At 72.0% G+C, this 15,074-nt stretch carries 17 protein-coding genes and 1 pseudogene; 11 read left to right on the top strand and 7 right to left on the bottom strand.

All coding sequences use genetic code 11. The annotated features are described in order from the left end of the window. Positions 1 to 18 precede the first annotated feature (18 nt). The 3 genes from ACGFRF_RS09940 to ACGFRF_RS09930 all read right to left on the bottom strand — a co-directional run bounded on the left by ACGFRF_RS09940 (position 19) and on the right by ACGFRF_RS09930 (position 3,155). Entirely contained in the window at positions 19 to 243 is a 225-nt protein-coding gene (locus ACGFRF_RS09940; protein WP_393738098.1) for an exodeoxyribonuclease VII small subunit, read from the bottom strand. Beyond that, on the bottom strand, positions 240 to 1,448 hold the full coding sequence (xseA, locus tag ACGFRF_RS09935; protein ID WP_393738097.1) for an exodeoxyribonuclease VII large subunit: 1,209 nt from the start codon (positions 1,446 to 1,448) through the stop codon (positions 240 to 242). The genes ACGFRF_RS09940 and xseA overlap by 4 nt, the downstream gene beginning before the upstream one ends. A gap of 333 nt (positions 1,449 to 1,781) precedes the next feature. Next, positions 1,782 to 3,155, bottom strand: a complete 1,374-nt coding sequence (locus ACGFRF_RS09930; RefSeq protein WP_393738096.1) for an APC family permease — start codon at positions 3,153 to 3,155, stop codon at positions 1,782 to 1,784. A gap of 74 nt (positions 3,156 to 3,229) precedes the next feature. Between ACGFRF_RS09930 and ACGFRF_RS09925 the strand changes: the two genes are divergently transcribed. Both ACGFRF_RS09925 and ppgK read left to right on the top strand, forming a co-directional pair. Further along, positions 3,230 to 4,228, top strand: coding sequence for a 4-hydroxy-3-methylbut-2-enyl diphosphate reductase (locus ACGFRF_RS09925; RefSeq protein WP_393738095.1), 999 nt, complete (start codon positions 3,230 to 3,232; stop codon positions 4,226 to 4,228). Between the two features lie 82 nt (positions 4,229 to 4,310). After that, a complete protein-coding gene (gene ppgK, locus ACGFRF_RS09920; RefSeq protein WP_393738094.1) occupies positions 4,311 to 5,057 on the top strand; it encodes a polyphosphate--glucose phosphotransferase in 747 nt (248 codons plus the stop codon). A 4-nt stretch (positions 5,058 to 5,061) separates the two neighbouring features. Here ppgK and ACGFRF_RS09915 read toward each other — a convergent pair whose 3' ends face one another. Beyond that, a complete protein-coding gene (locus tag ACGFRF_RS09915) occupies positions 5,062 to 5,616 on the bottom strand; it encodes a DUF6542 domain-containing protein (RefSeq protein ID WP_393738093.1) in 555 nt (184 codons plus the stop codon). Between the two features lie 180 nt (positions 5,617 to 5,796). On the opposite strand from ACGFRF_RS09915, the gene ychF reads away from it, so the two are divergent. The 3 genes from ychF to ACGFRF_RS09900 all read left to right on the top strand — a co-directional run bounded on the left by ychF (position 5,797) and on the right by ACGFRF_RS09900 (position 7,767). Next, positions 5,797 to 6,885, top strand: coding sequence for a redox-regulated ATPase YchF (gene ychF / locus ACGFRF_RS09910; protein WP_393738092.1), 1,089 nt, complete (start codon positions 5,797 to 5,799; stop codon positions 6,883 to 6,885). Between the two features lie 202 nt (positions 6,886 to 7,087). Next, positions 7,088 to 7,372 carry a hypothetical protein gene (locus ACGFRF_RS09905; protein WP_031078400.1) on the top strand — a complete coding sequence of 95 codons (285 nt, stop codon included), beginning with the start codon at positions 7,088 to 7,090 and terminating at the stop codon, positions 7,370 to 7,372. Further along, a complete protein-coding gene (locus tag ACGFRF_RS09900) occupies positions 7,354 to 7,767 on the top strand; it encodes a PIN domain-containing protein (RefSeq protein ID WP_393738091.1) in 414 nt (137 codons plus the stop codon). The genes ACGFRF_RS09905 and ACGFRF_RS09900 overlap by 19 nt, the downstream gene beginning before the upstream one ends. Before the next feature lie 207 nt (positions 7,768 to 7,974). Here ACGFRF_RS09900 and ACGFRF_RS09895 read toward each other — a convergent pair. Further along, positions 7,975 to 8,088 (bottom strand): annotated as a pseudogene (locus ACGFRF_RS09895) (Uma2 family endonuclease); the annotation flags it as partial. Positions 8,089 to 8,171: 83 nt separating this feature from the next. Continuing rightward, positions 8,172 to 9,158, bottom strand: a complete 987-nt coding sequence (locus ACGFRF_RS09890) for an SMP-30/gluconolactonase/LRE family protein (protein ID WP_393738090.1) — start codon at positions 9,156 to 9,158, stop codon at positions 8,172 to 8,174. Between the two features lie 140 nt (positions 9,159 to 9,298). Here ACGFRF_RS09890 and ACGFRF_RS09885 point away from each other — a divergent pair, with 140 nt between their 5' ends. Next, positions 9,299 to 9,748 (top strand): MarR family winged helix-turn-helix transcriptional regulator, encoded by a 450-nt coding sequence (locus tag ACGFRF_RS09885; protein ID WP_393738089.1) that lies wholly within the window; start codon positions 9,299 to 9,301, stop codon positions 9,746 to 9,748. Here the strand turns inward: ACGFRF_RS09885 and ACGFRF_RS09880 are convergent. Next, a complete protein-coding gene (locus ACGFRF_RS09880; protein WP_393738088.1) occupies positions 9,711 to 10,952 on the bottom strand; it encodes a serpin family protein in 1,242 nt (413 codons plus the stop codon). The genes ACGFRF_RS09885 and ACGFRF_RS09880 overlap by 38 nt on opposite strands. Positions 10,953 to 11,063: 111 nt before the next feature. Here ACGFRF_RS09880 and ACGFRF_RS09875 point away from each other — a divergent pair, with 111 nt between their 5' ends. From ACGFRF_RS09875 to ACGFRF_RS09855, 5 genes are all read left to right on the top strand, one after another. Then, complete coding sequence (locus tag ACGFRF_RS09875; protein ID WP_393738087.1) at positions 11,064 to 12,254, top strand: DUF4190 domain-containing protein; 1,191 nt, start codon at positions 11,064 to 11,066, stop codon at positions 12,252 to 12,254. A 163-nt stretch (positions 12,255 to 12,417) separates the two neighbouring features. Next, entirely contained in the window at positions 12,418 to 13,170 is a 753-nt protein-coding gene (locus ACGFRF_RS09870; protein WP_393738086.1) for a GntR family transcriptional regulator, read from the top strand. A 488-nt stretch (positions 13,171 to 13,658) separates the two neighbouring features. Next, positions 13,659 to 13,850, top strand: coding sequence for an SPOR domain-containing protein (locus tag ACGFRF_RS09865; protein WP_076091109.1), 192 nt, complete (start codon positions 13,659 to 13,661; stop codon positions 13,848 to 13,850). 30 nt (positions 13,851 to 13,880) lie between these two features. After that, entirely contained in the window at positions 13,881 to 14,297 is a 417-nt protein-coding gene (locus ACGFRF_RS09860; RefSeq protein ID WP_393738085.1) for a (deoxy)nucleoside triphosphate pyrophosphohydrolase, read from the top strand. Between the two features lie 223 nt (positions 14,298 to 14,520). Then, a complete protein-coding gene (locus ACGFRF_RS09855; protein ID WP_393738084.1) occupies positions 14,521 to 14,949 on the top strand; it encodes an ATP-binding protein in 429 nt (142 codons plus the stop codon). The last annotated feature ends 125 nt before the right edge of the window (positions 14,950 to 15,074 follow it).

Here is a 15,074-nt window from a genome sequence, read left to right as displayed (position 1 = left end):
CGCGTCCGCTCGGCGCCGCTACTCGGCGTCCTCGTCCTCCGCCTCCTCGGCCAGCGCCGCGTCCAGTCGCGCCCGCGCCCCCTCCAGCCAGCGCCGGCACACCTTGGCCAGCTCCTCACCGCGCTCCCACAGCGCCAGGGACTCCTCCAGCGTCGTACCGCCCGCCTCCAGTCGCCGTACGACCTCGATCAACTCGTCCCGCGCCTGCTCGTACGAGAGCGCTTCGTCCACCTTGCCGGTCATTCGCCTACCTTCACTGTGAATTCGCCGTCGGCGACCCGGGCCCGCAGCGCCTCGCCCCGCGCGACCTCCTCCGGGTCCCGCACCACATGCCCGTCGGCCTTCTGCAGCACCGCGTAACCCCGCTTGAGCGTGGCCGCGGGCGAGAGGGCCACCACGCGCGCGTGGGTGTGCGTCAGCTCGGAGTCCGCGCGGTCCAGCAGATGCCCGAGGGTCCGCCGGCTCCGCCCGGTCAGGGACGCCACCTGATCGGCACGTTCGTCGATCATCCGGTGCGGATCCTCTATCGAGGGCCGGGCCAGCGCGTGCGCGAGGCCGCGTTCCTCCCGCTCCAGGAACGCGTTCATGCAGCGCCGGGTGCGGTCCCGCAGCATCCGCACCCGCTCGAACTCCTCGCCCACGTCCGGTACGACCTTCTTCGCCGCGTCCGTCGGGGTGGAGGCGCGCAGGTCCGCCACGTGATCCAGGAGCGGGTTGTCCGGCTCGTGCCCGATGGCCGACACGACGGGCGTACGGCACTGCGCCACCGCCCGCACGAGCTGCTCGTCGGAGAAGGGCAGCAGGTCCTCCACGCTGCCGCCGCCGCGCGCGACGATGATGACGTCCACCTCGTCGATCTCGTCCAGCTCCTTCACCGCCTGCACGACCTGCGGGACGGCGTGCACGCCCTGCACGGGGACGTTGCGCACCTCGAAGCGGACGGCGGGCCAGCGGTGCCGGGCGTTCTCCAGCACGTCCCGCTCCGCGGCGGAGGCCCGCCCGCACACCAGGCCGATCAGCTGCGGCAGGAACGGCAGCGGCTTCTTCCGCTCCGGTGCGAACAGGCCTTCGGCCGCGAGCGCCTTCTTCAGCCGCTCCAGCCGTGCCAGCAGCTCCCCGACGCCGACGGGCTTGATCTCGGCGGCCCTGAGCGACAGCTGGCCCCGCGGCGCGTACCACTCGGGTTTCGCCAGTACGACGACGCGGGCGCCCTCGCCGACGACGTCCGCGACGGCGTCGAAGACCTGCCGGTAACAGGTCACGCCGACGGAGATGTCGTAGGACGGATCGCGCAGCGTCAGGAACACGACCCCCGCGCCGGGGCGCCGCGACAACTGGGTGATCTGTCCCTCGACCCAGACCGCCCCGAGCCGGTCGATCCAGCCCCCGATCATCCGGGACACCTCGCCGACGGGGAGCGGGGTTTCGGGGGACGTGTTCACAGCCATGCGGCGAGCGTAACGGGCGCCACCGACAGGGGGGCGCCGTCGGCCCGCGGGCCGACGTCCGGGCGCGGGTGCGTCGTGGCTCGTCGCGCAGTTCCCCGCGGGACCGCGGTGCGGCCGGCTTCGCACCCACCGGCTACCGGCTACCCGAGAGGCCGCAGCCTGCCCCGCCGGCATCGCCGGTGCCGCTCAGCTGGCGGAGACGGTCGGCCGGGTCGCGCCGGCTCGTCGCTACAGCTCCGCTACCCGAGAGGCCGCAGCCTGCCCCGCCGGCTCGCGGGTACCGCTCAGCTGGTCGAGACGCTCGGCCGGGTCCCGCCGGCTCCCCGGTACCGCTCAGCTGGTCGGGTGCTCGGCCCGGCCCCGCTGGCCCACCAGCACCAGCAAACCCACGACCAGCCACACCCCGCCCACCACCTGCGCCACCCGCGACGCCTCCACGATCACCGCCACCGTGATCGCCGCCCCCACCACCGGCACCAGCACATGCCGCCACCAGCTCACCGGACCCCCGCCCCGCCGCACCGCGAAATACCCCACCACGCTCGCGTGCAGCAGCGTGAACGCCGTCAGCGCGCCGATGTCGACCACCGAGACGAGCTTGTCGAGGCCGTCGTCGCGCCGCGCCGCCCAGCCCGCCGCGAGCAGTGTGATCACCGCCGCGCACAGCAGAGCGACCCGCGGTACCCCGGCGTCCGTCCGGGACAGCGCACGGGGCAGCCGTCGGTCCCGCCCCATCGCGAACAGCAGCCGGCCGGCCGCGGCCTGCCCCGCCAGCGCCGCGAACGCCGCCCCGATCGCCTTGCTCGCGGCCACGAGGTCGTGCAGCCAGGTGCCGACGGAGACGTCCACCGCGTCGTAGAAGGCCGACCCCTGCCTGCCGGGATCGCGCGCCAGCTGCGCGGACGTCACCGGCTCCAGCAGCGCCACCAGGTACGTCTGCGCCACGAAAAGCACCCCGGCCAGCGCCAGGCAGAACAGCAGCGCCCGCGCCACCTTCGCCGAGCCCCCGGTGACCTCCTCGGCGAACGTGGCGATCGCGTCGAAGCCGAGGTAGGACAGGACGGCCACCGACACCGCGCCGATCACCGCCGAGAGCGCGAAGGCGCCCTGCGTCCCGTCGCCCGCCAGCGGCGACAGCGGTCCCCGCGCCGCCCCGTCCCGCGCCAGCACCACGATCGCGGACACCACGAACACCAGCAGGACGGCGATCTCCAGCGCCAGCACGAGGAAACCCACGCGCGCGGCGGCCCGTACGCCCCACAGGTTCAGCAAGGTCGTGACGACGACGGCCAGGGCGGTCCACACCCAGCGGGACACCTCGGGCACCAGCGCGTTCATCGCGATCCCGGAGAAGAGATACGCCACCGCCGGGATGAGCACGTAGTCGAGCATCGCCATCCAGCCCGCGACGAACCCCGCCTCCTTGCCGAGCCCCGCGCGGGCGTAGGCGAACACCGATCCCGCACGCGGCACCACCCGCACCATCTGCGCATAGCTGAACGCGGTGAACGCCATCGCGATCGTGGCCACCACGTACACCAGCGCCACCGCACCGTGCGACGCCGCGTCCAGCGTGCCGAAGACCCCGACCGGGGCCATCGGGGCGATGAACAGCAGCCCGTAGACCACGAGGTCCCGGAAGCCGAGGCTGCGCCGCAGCCGGTGGTGCGCGTCGACCGCGGAGGCCGTCGTTCCGGTGTCGGACATGGGGACCAGTCTTCCCCGCCTGGCCACGGTGACGCGATCTCTGCGCCCCCGAACGCGGCCTTACGATGGGACGCATGACCGCTTCGCCTGGCCGCCGTGTCCTGCTCGCCGCACCCCGAGGCTACTGCGCGGGTGTGGACCGCGCCGTGATCGCCGTGGAGAAGGCCCTGGAGCAGTACGGGGCCCCGATCTACGTCCGGCACGAGATCGTCCACAACAAGTACGTCGTGCAGACCCTGGAGAAGAAGGGCGCCGTCTTCGTCGAGCGGACGGAGGAGGTGCCGCCCGGCAACATCGTCATGTTCTCGGCGCACGGCGTCGCCCCCGTGGTGCACGAGGAGGCCCAGCAGGGCCGTCTCGCCACCATCGACGCCACCTGCCCCCTGGTCACCAAGGTCCACAAGGAAGCCGTCCGCTACGCCAAGGAGGACTACGACATCCTCCTGATCGGGCACGAGGGCCACGAGGAGGTCATCGGCACCTCCGGCGAGGCCCCCGACCACATCCAGCTGGTCGACGGCCCCGAAGACGTCGCCAAGGTCGAGGTCCGCGACCCGTCGAAGGTCGTGTGGCTGTCGCAGACCACCCTCTCCGTCGACGAGACCATGGAGACCGTCGACGCCCTCAAGACGAAGTTCCCGGGGCTCGTCTCCCCGCCCAGCGACGACATCTGCTACGCCACGCAGAACCGTCAGCTCGCCGTGAAGCAGATGGGCGCCGAGGCCGAGCTGGTCATCGTGGTCGGGTCGCGCAACTCCTCCAACTCCAAGCGGCTGGTCGAGGTCGCCAAGCTCGCGGGCGCCCGCGAGGCCTACCTGGTCGACTTCGCCGACGAGATCGACGAGGCCTGGCTGGAGGGCGTCACCACGGTCGGTGTCACCTCCGGTGCCTCCGTGCCCGAGGTGCTGGTCGAGCAGGTCCTGGAGTGGCTCGCCGAGCGCGGTTACGGGGACGTGGAACTGGTCAAGGCCGCCGAGGAGTCCATCACCTTCTCGCTGCCCAAGGAACTCCGCCGCGACCTGCGCGAAGAGGCCGCGGCCCTGGTCGCCCAGCGCGGCGGCGCCGGCGCCTAGGACACCGCCGGCGAGTGACGGGCGGCCGTACGGGCCGCCGTAGGCCGTAGTGACCGTCAGTGGTCCGTCGTAACGTGGTGCCATGCAGATCTTCGGCGTGGACATCGGCGGATCAGGGATCAAGGGCGCCCCTGTTGACCTGGACAGGGGCGACCTGGCCAAGGAGCGCTGCAAGGTGCTCACCCCGCATCCGGCGACGCCCGACGGCGTGGCCGACGGGGTCAAGCAGGTGATCGACCACTTCGGCTGGACCGGCCCGGTCGGGCTGACCTTCCCCGGAGTGGTCACCGGCGGCGCCATGGTCCGTACGGCGGCGAACGTCGACAAGAGCTGGATCGACACGGACGCCCGGGCGCTGTTCAGCGGCAGGCTCGGCGGGCTGCCGGTGACCGTGGTCAACGACGCGGACGCGGCGGGCGTCGCCGAGATGCAGTTCGGCGCCGGACGGGACAGGCGGGGCACGGTCGTCCTGCTCACCTTCGGCACCGGCATCGGCAGCGCCGTCTTCGTGGACGGCGTCCTGGTGCCGAACACGGAGCTCGGCCACCTGGAGCTGGGCGGCCACGACGCGGAGAAGCGCGCCTCCAGCAAGGCCAAGGACGACTACGACCTGAACTGGCAGCAGTGGGCGCACCGCGTCCAGAAGTACCTGGCTCACGTGGAGATGCTGTTCTCGCCGTCCTTGTTCATCATCGGCGGCGGGGTCAGCCGCAAGGCGGACAAGTTCCTGCACCTGATCGAGGGCGTCAAGGCCGAGATCGTGCCCGCGCAGCTGCAGAACAACGCGGGGATCGTCGGAGCGGCGATGAGAGCCGCGCAGGAGGGCTAGCCGCTCAGAGCCGTCGCCGGCGCCGCCGTACCCACCGCACCCGGCGGACGAGGACGATCACGCCGGCGGCGAGCGTCCCCCCGTACAGCCAGCCCGCCTGGGTGGCGAGCCCGGTGACCAGCCCCATCAGACGGCCGAGCAGCCCCCCGCTGCCGTCGGCGACGGGAAGCAGCCCTCCGACGAACGCGATCGGTACGACCACGGGGGCGCTCAGCAGGTCCCCCTCGCGCACCCACAGCGCGGTCAGGACGCACACCAGCAGGAACAGCACCCCGTACAGCGGCTGGGACCCGCCGAACAGGAGCTGGTCCAGACAGCCGAGCAGGAACATCACCACCGCGCAGAACAGGCCGCTGCCGAGCCCGGTGAGCCGGGGGTTCGGCAGCCGTGGGCCCGGCGGCACCGGCCGGGTGACCCGGACCTGCCGTAAGGCCCGTTCCGAGCCCGGTCCGGGCCGGCGTTCGCCGCCGGGCCGGCGCCGGGCCTGCGATGGCAGGGAACCCTGCGGTGTGCCTCGTCGCCGTCCGTCGTTCGGGGGTCGCGTCCTGCGTTGCTCCACCGGACCAACTTAGGTCTGTTTATGTGCCGAATCAGCCCTCAGACACGCCGGTGCGCGGAGCTTGGCCGGGCGTCCGACGCTCCCGCGAGCCCGCCATGCGGGACGCCGTAGACTGGTGGATCGGCCAGTGTCTCTGGCCCCTGGCAGCCCCTGGCCCTCTCATCTACGGGAAGTCGCAACGTGTCGCTCACGATCGGAATCGTCGGCCTGCCGAATGTCGGCAAGTCGACCCTGTTCAACGCCCTGACCAAGAACGACGTGCTGGCGGCCAACTACCCGTTCGCCACGATCGAGCCGAACGTCGGCGTCGTCGGCGTCCCCGACGGTCGCCTCGCCAAGCTGGCCTCGATCTTCAGCTCGGAGCGCATTCTTCCGGCCACGGTCGACTTCGTCGACATCGCCGGCATCGTGCGCGGCGCCTCCGAGGGCGAGGGCCTGGGCAACAAGTTCCTCGCGAACATCCGTGAGTCCGACGCGATCTGCCAGGTCATCCGCGCCTTCAAGGACGAGAACGTCGTGCACGTCGACGGCAAGGTCTCGCCGAAGGACGACATCGAGACGATCAACACCGAGCTGATCCTCGCCGACCTCCAGACCATCGAGAAGGTCCTGCCGCGCCTCCAGAAGGAGTCCCGGATCAAGAAGGACATCGCGCCCAAGGTCAAGGCGGTCGAGGAGGCCAAGGAGATCCTGGAGAAGGGCGACACGCTCTTCGCGCACGGCATCGTCCAGGGCACCGAACGCAATGAGCTGCTGCACGACCTGCACCTGCTCACCACCAAGCCCTTCCTCTACGTCTTCAACGTCGACGAGGACGAGCTGACCGACGAGGACTTCAAGAACGAGCAGCGCGCCCTGGTCGCCCCGGCCGAGGCGATCTTCCTCAACGCCAAGCTGGAGGCCGACCTCGCCGAGCTGGACGAGGAGGAGGCCCTGGAGCTGCTGGAGTCCGTCGGGCAGCACGAGCCCGGCCTCGCCACGCTGGCCCGCGTCGGCTTCGACACCCTCGGCCTGCAGACCTACCTGACGGCCGGCCCCAAGGAGTCCCGCGCCTGGACCATCAAGAAGGGCGCCACCGCCCCCGAGGCGGCCGGTGTGATCCACACCGACTTCCAGAAGGGCTTCATCAAGGCCGAGGTCATCTCCTTCGAGGACCTGGTCGAGACCGGCTCGGTCGCCGAGGCTCGCGCCAAGGGCAAGGCCCGCATGGAGGGCAAGGACTACGTCATGCAGGACGGGGACGTGGTGGAGTTCCGCTTCAACGTGTAGCGGGTGCCACATCACCACGTCGCAGATCTGAAAAACATACGGGTCAGAAGGGGTCCGACTCTTCGGAGTCGGGCCTTTGTTTTTTCCCGTGCTGGGATGGTGCTGGGGTGGGATGAGGGCGCCCGTGTGGGGTTACGGGCCCTGCGGTGCGTGGCGGGGGCGGGCCGTAGCGCGTTTCCTACTCGTTTGACACACTGGGGGTGTGGGTGAGACGACGTACAGCATCGGGGAAGGGCCCGCGACGCGGGTGAGTCTGTCGCTGCCGGAGGGGACCGCGGAGGCGATCCGGGCTCGGGTGGGCAAGCGGGAGTTCTCCGCGTTCATCGCCGCGGCGGTCGAGCGTGAGCTGCGCGGCCAGGTCCTTGATGAGTACCTGGCGGACTACGAGAACCGTAAGGGGCCGGTCTCCGAGCAGGCCCGGCAGCGGGCTCGGCAGATCTTCGACGAGGTGTTCGCCGAGGAGGGCGAATGGCCCGCCGCAAGCTGAGTCACGAGGGGACGCTGGTCCTCGACAGCGAGGGGCTTTCGAAGCTGCTCGCTGACGACGAGCAGGTGGTGGCTCTGGTTGCTGAGGCGCGCTCGCGAGGCATGGAGGTCGTAATCAGCGCGCTCACCATCATCGAGGCCGTCCACGCCCGTACGAACACGTCCCGCCTGAACCGGGCACTCTCCGGACTGCGCGTAGTCCCGGTGGGCGACGAGGAGGCGAGGGCGGCCTCGAAGCTACTGATGAACGCCGGCTTGCACGGGTACAAGTACGCGATCGATGCGGCGGTCGCTGAGGCCGCGCTGCGACAGCACCGCCCCGTGGTCATGTTGACCTCTGATGTTGACGACATGGCCAAGCTCTGTGGCGATCGTGTCCGGCTCGTGACGGTGTGATTTTCCTTGGTCCGTGGTGTGAAAGGGCAGCGCCCCGTAGTGCCGGATCCAGGAGCTGGAGGAGGCCGAGCCGACGACTCTCCGAACCGGCCGGTTGCCGTGAAGACGGCCTTGCGCCACGGCTGCGTGGCGCCGATGGATACGAGGAAGGATGCCAAGGCCGGCGTGACGAGTGCATCTCCACCCCGCGATGGGCGCGCAGTCCGGCCGCGAGGGCGCCGATCGAGTCACGGACCAGCCGTCCTCGGGGAGGCGGTCCAGGTCCTCCGCGAACCAGCCTTCCGCGCGCGGCGGGCGCATCCAGTCGGGCAGTGAGGTCATGGCACAGCCGTAGCGATCGGCCTGACCCGGGCCACGAGATCGTCAACCGTGCCACTCGGCTCTGCCTACCCGCGCCGGCGCTGTCACATCCCCGTCACCCGGGCCACCGTGAACGGCGTCCGCGGGGTCCCCGGGCCCATCGGGCCGCCCTTGTCGAACTGGGAGCGGACGACCAGCAGGCCGTGGTGATCGTGGGCCAGGGTGGTCGGGATCTGGAGGGCGGGGTCGGTCAGGCTGCGCGTGAGGCGGGCCGAGGTGCCGTCGGGGGACAGGTGCCAGCGGGTGAGGGTGTTGCTCGCGTTGTGGGCTACCCAGAGGGTGCCGTGCGCCAGTTCCAGGCCGTCGCCGTGCACCAAGTCCCCGCCGTGGAGGGTGACGTGCCGTACGGAGCCGTCGGCCACGGCCACCCGGTACAGGCCGCCGCCGTTCATGTCGACGACGAACAGCAGGCGTCCGGAGCGGTCGGCGGTGATGCCGTTCAGGGCGTAGGCCGAGGGCGGGTGCGGGGGCAGGGCCCCGCTCAGGTCGTAACGGGCGGTGAGGGGCGCACGGCCGCCGCGGGCGCGGACCACCTCGGCCGGGGTGACGCGGTAGATCAGCGGACGCAGGCTGTCGGTGGCGTACGCCGTGCCGTCGGCGGTGATCACGAGGTCGTTCAGGAAGCGGGAATCGCCGTCGGGCAGGTCGAACCGGGCCAGCAGGGAGCGGTCGCGCAGGTCGTACACATCGATCCCGGCGGTCGAGTCGATCACCCACAGGCGGCCCGCGCGGTCGGCCTTCAGGCCGTTGGCCGTGTCCCGGCCGTCGGCGCCCGCGGGCAGGAAGACCTGGGCGGTGCGGCTTCCGGCGGCGGCGCGGTAGACCGCACCGGTGGTGAACGAGCCGACGTAGGCGTCACCCGTGCGCGGGTCGAGGGCGATGCCCTCCGGGTAGGTGCGCTCACCGGGGAGCGTGAAGGCCGTGGAGATGCGGGGTCCGGTGGCCGCCCGGGCGGCCCCGGGGGCGGCGACGGCCAGGGCGGCGGCCGCGCCGGCGGTCAGGAACGTACGGCGGTGGATCGAACGGGACACGGGTACCGGTGCCTCTCGAAATCGGTTGAGCCATCACTTCTGTACGTCCACGAAGCTAAGTTAGAACTCTAATCATCGTCAAGGTGTTAATCATCGCCGGGGAGTGAATGGTTGTACGTGCCCGCTACTATGCGCGGGTGATGACCTCCATGCCCGCGTCCGAGCGCCTCGGCTCCCACCTCAAGCGGGCCGAGCAGGCCCTCAACGCGACCAAGACCGCGGTGCTGAAGCCGGCGGGTGTGACGGTCGCGCAGTACGCCGCGCTGCTCCACCTCTCCGACAAGCCCGGCATCTCCGCGGCCGCCCTGGCCCGGCTGTGCGGAGTCACCCCGCCCACCATGAACACGGTCCTGAAGAACCTCCAGGACCGTGGCCTGATCGCGCGCACCCCCCACGAGTGGCACAAGAACATCCTGGAGACCCGTCTCACGGACGAGGGCCGTGCCGTGCTGGCCGACGCCGACGCACGCGCCGTACGCGTCGAGCGGGCCCTCGCCGCCGAGTTCACCGACCAGGAACGGGACGCGTTGGCCGCGCTCCTCGCCCGCTGCGTCAGCGTCCTGGAGGAACAGCGCCCGGGAACGCCCTGACCGGGTACGGCGCCGGGTCCGTCACCCAGCCCGCCACCAGCACCAGCCGGGAGGCGCGGTCGACGGCGAGGAAGCCGAAGGGGCGGTCGAAGGAGACGCGGACGGCCGTGGTCTCGTAGCGGTACCGGGGCGGCCCGCTGCCCGCCACCGGCATGACCGCCGTCACCGCCGCGGCACGGAAGCCGAGCGGACCGAACTGGGCGAGTGCCGACTGGCGGCCCGCCCCGAGGGCGAGCGGGAAGGCGCTGATGCCGGGGAAGTGGCCGTGCCGCGGGTCCGTCACCGCCGTCAGCCCGAACAGGCCCGCCAGGGCGAGCAGGTCGTGGTCGGCCCGCACCTCGTACGCCACCGTCCGCACGTCCAGCGTCGTCGGCTCCGGCTCGACGGCCGGCTGCTGCTCCACATGCAGGCCCGGGCCGACGTGCCCGTGCGGCAGCAGACCGCCCCCGGTGAGCGGCAGCGTGCGCTCCACGACCCCCACTCCGGCGGTCAGCACCTGACCCGGCGTCATACGCTCCTCGCCGAGCACCAGATGGACGTCCATGCCGTTGTCGCCGGGCACCGTCAGCGCGGTGACGAAGCCGTCCGGGGTGCCCGTCACGCCCACCCGGTCCGGCCGTACGCTTCGCCGGTACAACCCGCGCAGCGTGCGGCCCTGCCAGGGGCCGGAGTCCGGTCGCAGCGGCAGCTCCTTGAAGGGCTGCCGCCAGGTCGTGCCCAGCGCGAGGGCACTGGCCAGCACCATCCGCGCCTCCCGGTCCAGCGTCACCGGCATGCGCTCGACCAGCCCGCCGGTCCGCTCGGCCGCCCAGGCGTCCAGCCGTTCCTGTGCGGTGACGAGGTCGTCGCCGAACACCCCGTGGGTCCCGGCCGGCAGCCCGGCCCGCCATTGCTCGCGCAGCGTCAGCCCGTGGTGCGTCCACAGACCGAGCGCCGCGTCCAGGCCGGACACCGACCGCAGAGCCGTGAGCAACTCCCGTGCGGTGCCGGCCGCCTGCTCGGCGGGCACGCCCAGCGCCCCCGCCAGCTCCGCCCGGGCCGGACCGGCCGCACCGTCGGCCAGGAAGGCCAGCAGGGGCCAGACGCCGGCCGCCGAGAAGACAGTGCCGTCCCGCGCGGTCGCCGCCCACCGGGCGGTCAGTCCGTTCACCGCCCGGACGACCTCGCCGCCGGCTCCACCCCCCGTCGGGTGCCCCACCCTCATTCCGCCCCCGCTCGCGCCCCGCTTACCATGCGGCCAGTCGTACGTCAGTCCAGTCGGCGGGCCGGCCGCCGGTGCTGCGCTGCCGCCGCCCGACCCAGGAGCACGGTACCGGTGTCCACACCTCCGCCCCCCGGCCCCCACCAGCCACAAGACCCGTATCAGCCGCCTCAGCCCACTGCGCAGGGCCCGTACGCGCCGCCTGCGTACCCGCAACAGCCGGGCGCGGGTCACGGGTTGCCGTACCAGCCGTGGGCGCAGGGCTACAGCCCCTACAACCACCCGGCGCCGGTCAACGGCCTCGCCATCGCCGCGCTCGTGCTCGGTGTGCTGTGCTTCCTGCCCGGTGTCGGGCTGGTGCTCGGTCTGGTCGCGTTGCGGCAGATCCGGCGGCGCGGTGAACGCGGCAAGGGGCTGGCCGTCGGCGGCGCGGTGCTCTCCGGGATCGGCATCGCGCTGTGGGCAGTGCTGTTCGCCACGGGCGGCGCGTCCGACTTCTGGCAGGGGTTCAAGGACGGCGCGCGCGACGGCGTGAGCATCTCGCTGGTCGAGGGCGAGTGCTTCGACGCGCCGGGGGGCAGGCTGAGCGGCGAGACGTACGACGTCGACAAGGTGCCCTGCACCGGCGAGCACGACGGCGAGGTGTTCGCGTCCTTCGAGCTGACCGGCGACGGCTACCCCGGGGACGACACGGTCACCGACACCGCCGACGAACGCTGCTGGAGCCTGCGGGACAGCTACGCGATGGACGGCTGGGCGCTCCCGGGCGACGTCGACGTGTACTACCTCACGCCGACCGAGGACAGTTGGGCGGTGGGGGACCGCGAGGTCACCTGCGTGTTCGGCAGCACCACCGAGGGTGGCGACCTCACCGGTTCGCTGCGCAACGACGAGACCGTCCTCGACGCCGACCAGGTCGCCTATCTGAAGGCCGCTCACGTCCTCAACGCCGCCCTGGACACCGTCCCCGAGGAGGAGTACGTGGAGGACGACCTGCCCGGGCACAAGGCGTGGGCGGGCCGGGTCTCGGCCGCGCTGGGCGAGCAGGCGCGGATGCTGCGGGCGCACGACTGGCCCGCCGGGGCCGAAAGGCCCGTCACGGCCCTGGCGGCCCACCTGGACAAGGCGCGCGCGGAGTGGGCGAAGGCCGCGAAGGCCGAGGACGCGGACGCCTTCTACGAGCACTACGACACCGGCCTCGGCCTCATCGCGCCGGGCCAGGCGGTCACCGCGCGGAAGGCCCTGGGGCTGGCCGCCACCCCGCCCCTGGGCGACGACGGCGCCGACACCAGCATCCAGGTGTGAGCGCGCCCTGGTGTGAGCACCCCTATAAGGGGCGGAAAGTGCCTGCGTAAAGCCTTCCCGGCCCGCATGTCATCACATCGAGTGATTCTCTGGCCTTTGCTTGCACGGCACAACCGACGGTTGCCAGGCTGTTGCTGTCTGTACAACCTGATGGGAGTGGCCAGTGACTTTCGGTGAGCAGCCGGCGTACCTGCGCGTCGCGGGTGATCTCCGCAAGAAGATCGTCGACGGTTCACTGCCGCCCCACACCCGGCTCCCCTCCCAGGCCCGCATCCGCGAGGAGTACGGCGTCTCGGACACGGTCGCGCTCGAGGCCCGCAAGGTGCTGATGGCCGAGGGGCTGGTCGAGGGCCGCTCCGGTTCGGGGACGTACGTGCGCGAACGGCCCGTGCCCCGGCGGGTGGCCCGCTCCGGGTACCGGCCGGCCGGTGGCGCGACCCCCTTCCGGCAGGAGCAGGCCGACGCCTCGGCGCGCGGCAGCTGGGAATCCGGCAGCGAGCAGACCGAGGCCGGGGCGGCCATCGCCGAGCGGCTCGCGATCCAGGCCGGTGACCGGGTCATGCGCACCAGATACCTGTTCCGGGAGGCCGGCGAGCCGATGATGCTCTCCACCTCCTGGGAGCCGCTCGTCGTCACCGGCCGCACCCCGGTGATGCTGCCCGAGGAGGGACCGCTCGGCGGCATGGGTGTGGTCGAGCGCATGCGGGCCATCGACGTCATCGTGGACAACGTCACCGAGGAGGTCGGCGCCCGCCCCGGCCTCGCCGAGGAGCTGCATGTGCTCGGCGGAGTCCCCGGCCATGTCGTCCTGGTCATCCAGCGCACCTACTTCGCCTCCGGCCGCCCGGTGGAGACCGCCGACGTGGTGATCCCGGCGGACCGCTACCGGGTCGCGTACCACCTGCCCGTGAAGTGACGTCCCTGGAGGCTCCCGGTGCCGGCGCGGGCCGCCGGCCGGACTTTCACGCGCTCCCCCGAGTGAGGTAGCGCACACCCTCGGCGCCTCGGGTGGGCGGACACCCCGGCCGGGCCGGTCGGGGCCGGGCTCGGCGGGGCGCTGCAATCCGGCCGTTTTCCCAGGTGGCCCCGGTTTCCGCCGACAGGCCCCGGCCCGAGGCCCCGCACCTGGGCGACGGCGCATTCGCTCCCGTGCGCCCCCGGCGTTCTGGCTGGTTGCGTACCTCTTTGTGAAAAGCCGTATTCGCTGCGTAAAGGTTGGGCGTACGCTCGGGCATATGCGGATCGCGGTTTCCTTAGGCGGGGCCCGGCGGGGGCCCCGGACGGGACAGGGGCCCTCCTGCGATGGGAGTCCCTCCCGCGCGAAGGAGGTCCAAGGTGGGGGAGCAGCCGAGCGTGGGGGAGGGCGGGGCGGTGCGAGAAGGAGTGACGGGGGCGGTGGGGGCCATGAGTGAGGGCACGGTCTCGCTGCCCTGGATCGTGATACGGCAGGACGACAACGGCAACCGCTACCGCGTCGGCCGGTACGCGACCCGGGCCGAGGCCCAGAAGATCGCCGACAGCCTCGACGACCGGGGGCACAAGCAGCTCTACTGGGTCGAGCGCATCGGTCAGAACGGGGACGGCGGCCGCAACTGACCGGCCGCGCGCTCCCGTAGGCTCCGCCCCATGACGCCCAAGACGGAACGGATCGTGGTGGTGGGGGCCGCCCTGCTCGACGGCGGCCGACTGCTCGCCGCGCGCCGCACCGCGCCCGCCGAACTGGCCGGACGCTGGGAGTTGCCCGGCGGCAAGGTCGAAGCGGGAGAGCGGCCCGAGGACGCCCTGGTGCGCGAACTGCGCGAGGAACTCGGCGTCGACACCGAGCCGGTCGAGCGCGTGCCGGGGGAGTGGCCCCTGCGGGCGCCGTACGTCCTACAGGTGTGGACCGCCCGCCTGCGTCCCGGCTCGCCCACGCCCCGGCCCCTTCAGGACCACGACGAACTGCGCTGGCTGACCCCGGGGGAGCTCTGGACGGTGGCATGGCTGGACCAGGACGTCCCGGCGGTCCAGGAGATCAGGAATCTGACCGCACCCTGGGTCTAGCGCAACACCGACGGCCCTTGCCCGGCTGACCGAGTCGGACACCGGTCCCCTGCTCGGCCGACCTGCGAGCGGTGCCCGTCGAGCCGACGCGCGCCTCGGCCCGGCGCTCACCCGACCCCGCGGAGCGCCTCGTACGCCGTTCGTGCCACAGCGCGCCCTCTTGCACGGTACTGCCCGCGACATATCGGGTATGTGCCCATTAACCCCACGAAACCGGACATGGGTGGGCTTGCTGGCCTGGGAAGTGATCGGCGTGATCGACACCGATGGCGACTGCGCCGAGTGGTCCTTTCCCGCGGAACCGGGTGCCGTGCGCACCGCCCGGGCCGCGGTACGGGGCCAGTTGCACGGCTGGGACCTCGACTGCGTCGCCGACCTGGCCGCGTTGCTGGTCAGCGAGCTGGTCACCAACTCGATGCGGTACGCCACCGGACCCATCGGCGTACGGCTGGTGCGCCCCGCCGGGCTCGGTGACACGCTGCTGGTGGAGGTCTCCGACCCCATCCCGGACCCGCCGCGCGAGCGCGTCGCCCAGCCCGAGGACGAGAGCGGACGCGGCCTGCAACTGGTCGCCGGCTCCTCGCGCCGCTGGGGCACCCGGCCCGGCGCGAACGGAAAGACCGTCTGGTTCGAACTGGCGGTGCCCGGGTGATGCGGAGGGGCCGGCGGGGCCGAACAGCGGTGTGCGTCCGCCGGTGTGCCGTCCGTCGTGCGCTCCCCGCCCGCGACCGGTCCCCCGGTGCGGGATTCGTGGGCGTGTTCCCTGGTTAGAAGAGT

The sequence above is a fragment of the Streptomyces sp. NPDC048521 genome, assembly GCF_043199855.1.
Lineage (GTDB): Bacteria > Actinomycetota > Actinomycetes > Streptomycetales > Streptomycetaceae > Streptomyces.
Note: the sequence above shows the minus strand (reverse complement) of the source record. Positions and strands in the feature narration are given on the sequence as shown.

Excerpts from the sequence above, each read along its gene's own strand:
- ACGFRF_RS09940 (WP_393738098.1), bottom strand. The coding sequence starts at position 243 with ATGACCGGCAAGGTGGACGAAGCGCTCTCGTACGAGCAGGCGCGGGAC.
- xseA (WP_393738097.1), bottom strand. The coding sequence starts at position 1,448 with ATGGCTGTGAACACGTCCCCCGAAACCCCGCTCCCCGTCGGCGAGGTG.
- ACGFRF_RS09930 (WP_393738096.1), bottom strand. The coding sequence starts at position 3,155 with ATGTCCGACACCGGAACGACGGCCTCCGCGGTCGACGCGCACCACCGG.
- ACGFRF_RS09925 (WP_393738095.1), top strand. The coding sequence starts at position 3,230 with ATGACCGCTTCGCCTGGCCGCCGTGTCCTGCTCGCCGCACCCCGAGGC.
- ppgK (WP_393738094.1), top strand. The coding sequence starts at position 4,311 with ATGCAGATCTTCGGCGTGGACATCGGCGGATCAGGGATCAAGGGCGCC.
- ACGFRF_RS09900 (WP_393738091.1), top strand. The coding sequence starts at position 7,354 with ATGGCCCGCCGCAAGCTGAGTCACGAGGGGACGCTGGTCCTCGACAGC.
- ACGFRF_RS09885 (WP_393738089.1), top strand. The coding sequence starts at position 9,299 with ATGACCTCCATGCCCGCGTCCGAGCGCCTCGGCTCCCACCTCAAGCGG.
- ACGFRF_RS09880 (WP_393738088.1), bottom strand. The coding sequence starts at position 10,952 with ATGAGGGTGGGGCACCCGACGGGGGGTGGAGCCGGCGGCGAGGTCGTC.
- ACGFRF_RS09865 (WP_076091109.1), top strand. The coding sequence starts at position 13,659 with ATGAGTGAGGGCACGGTCTCGCTGCCCTGGATCGTGATACGGCAGGAC.
- ACGFRF_RS09860 (WP_393738085.1), top strand. The coding sequence starts at position 13,881 with ATGACGCCCAAGACGGAACGGATCGTGGTGGTGGGGGCCGCCCTGCTC.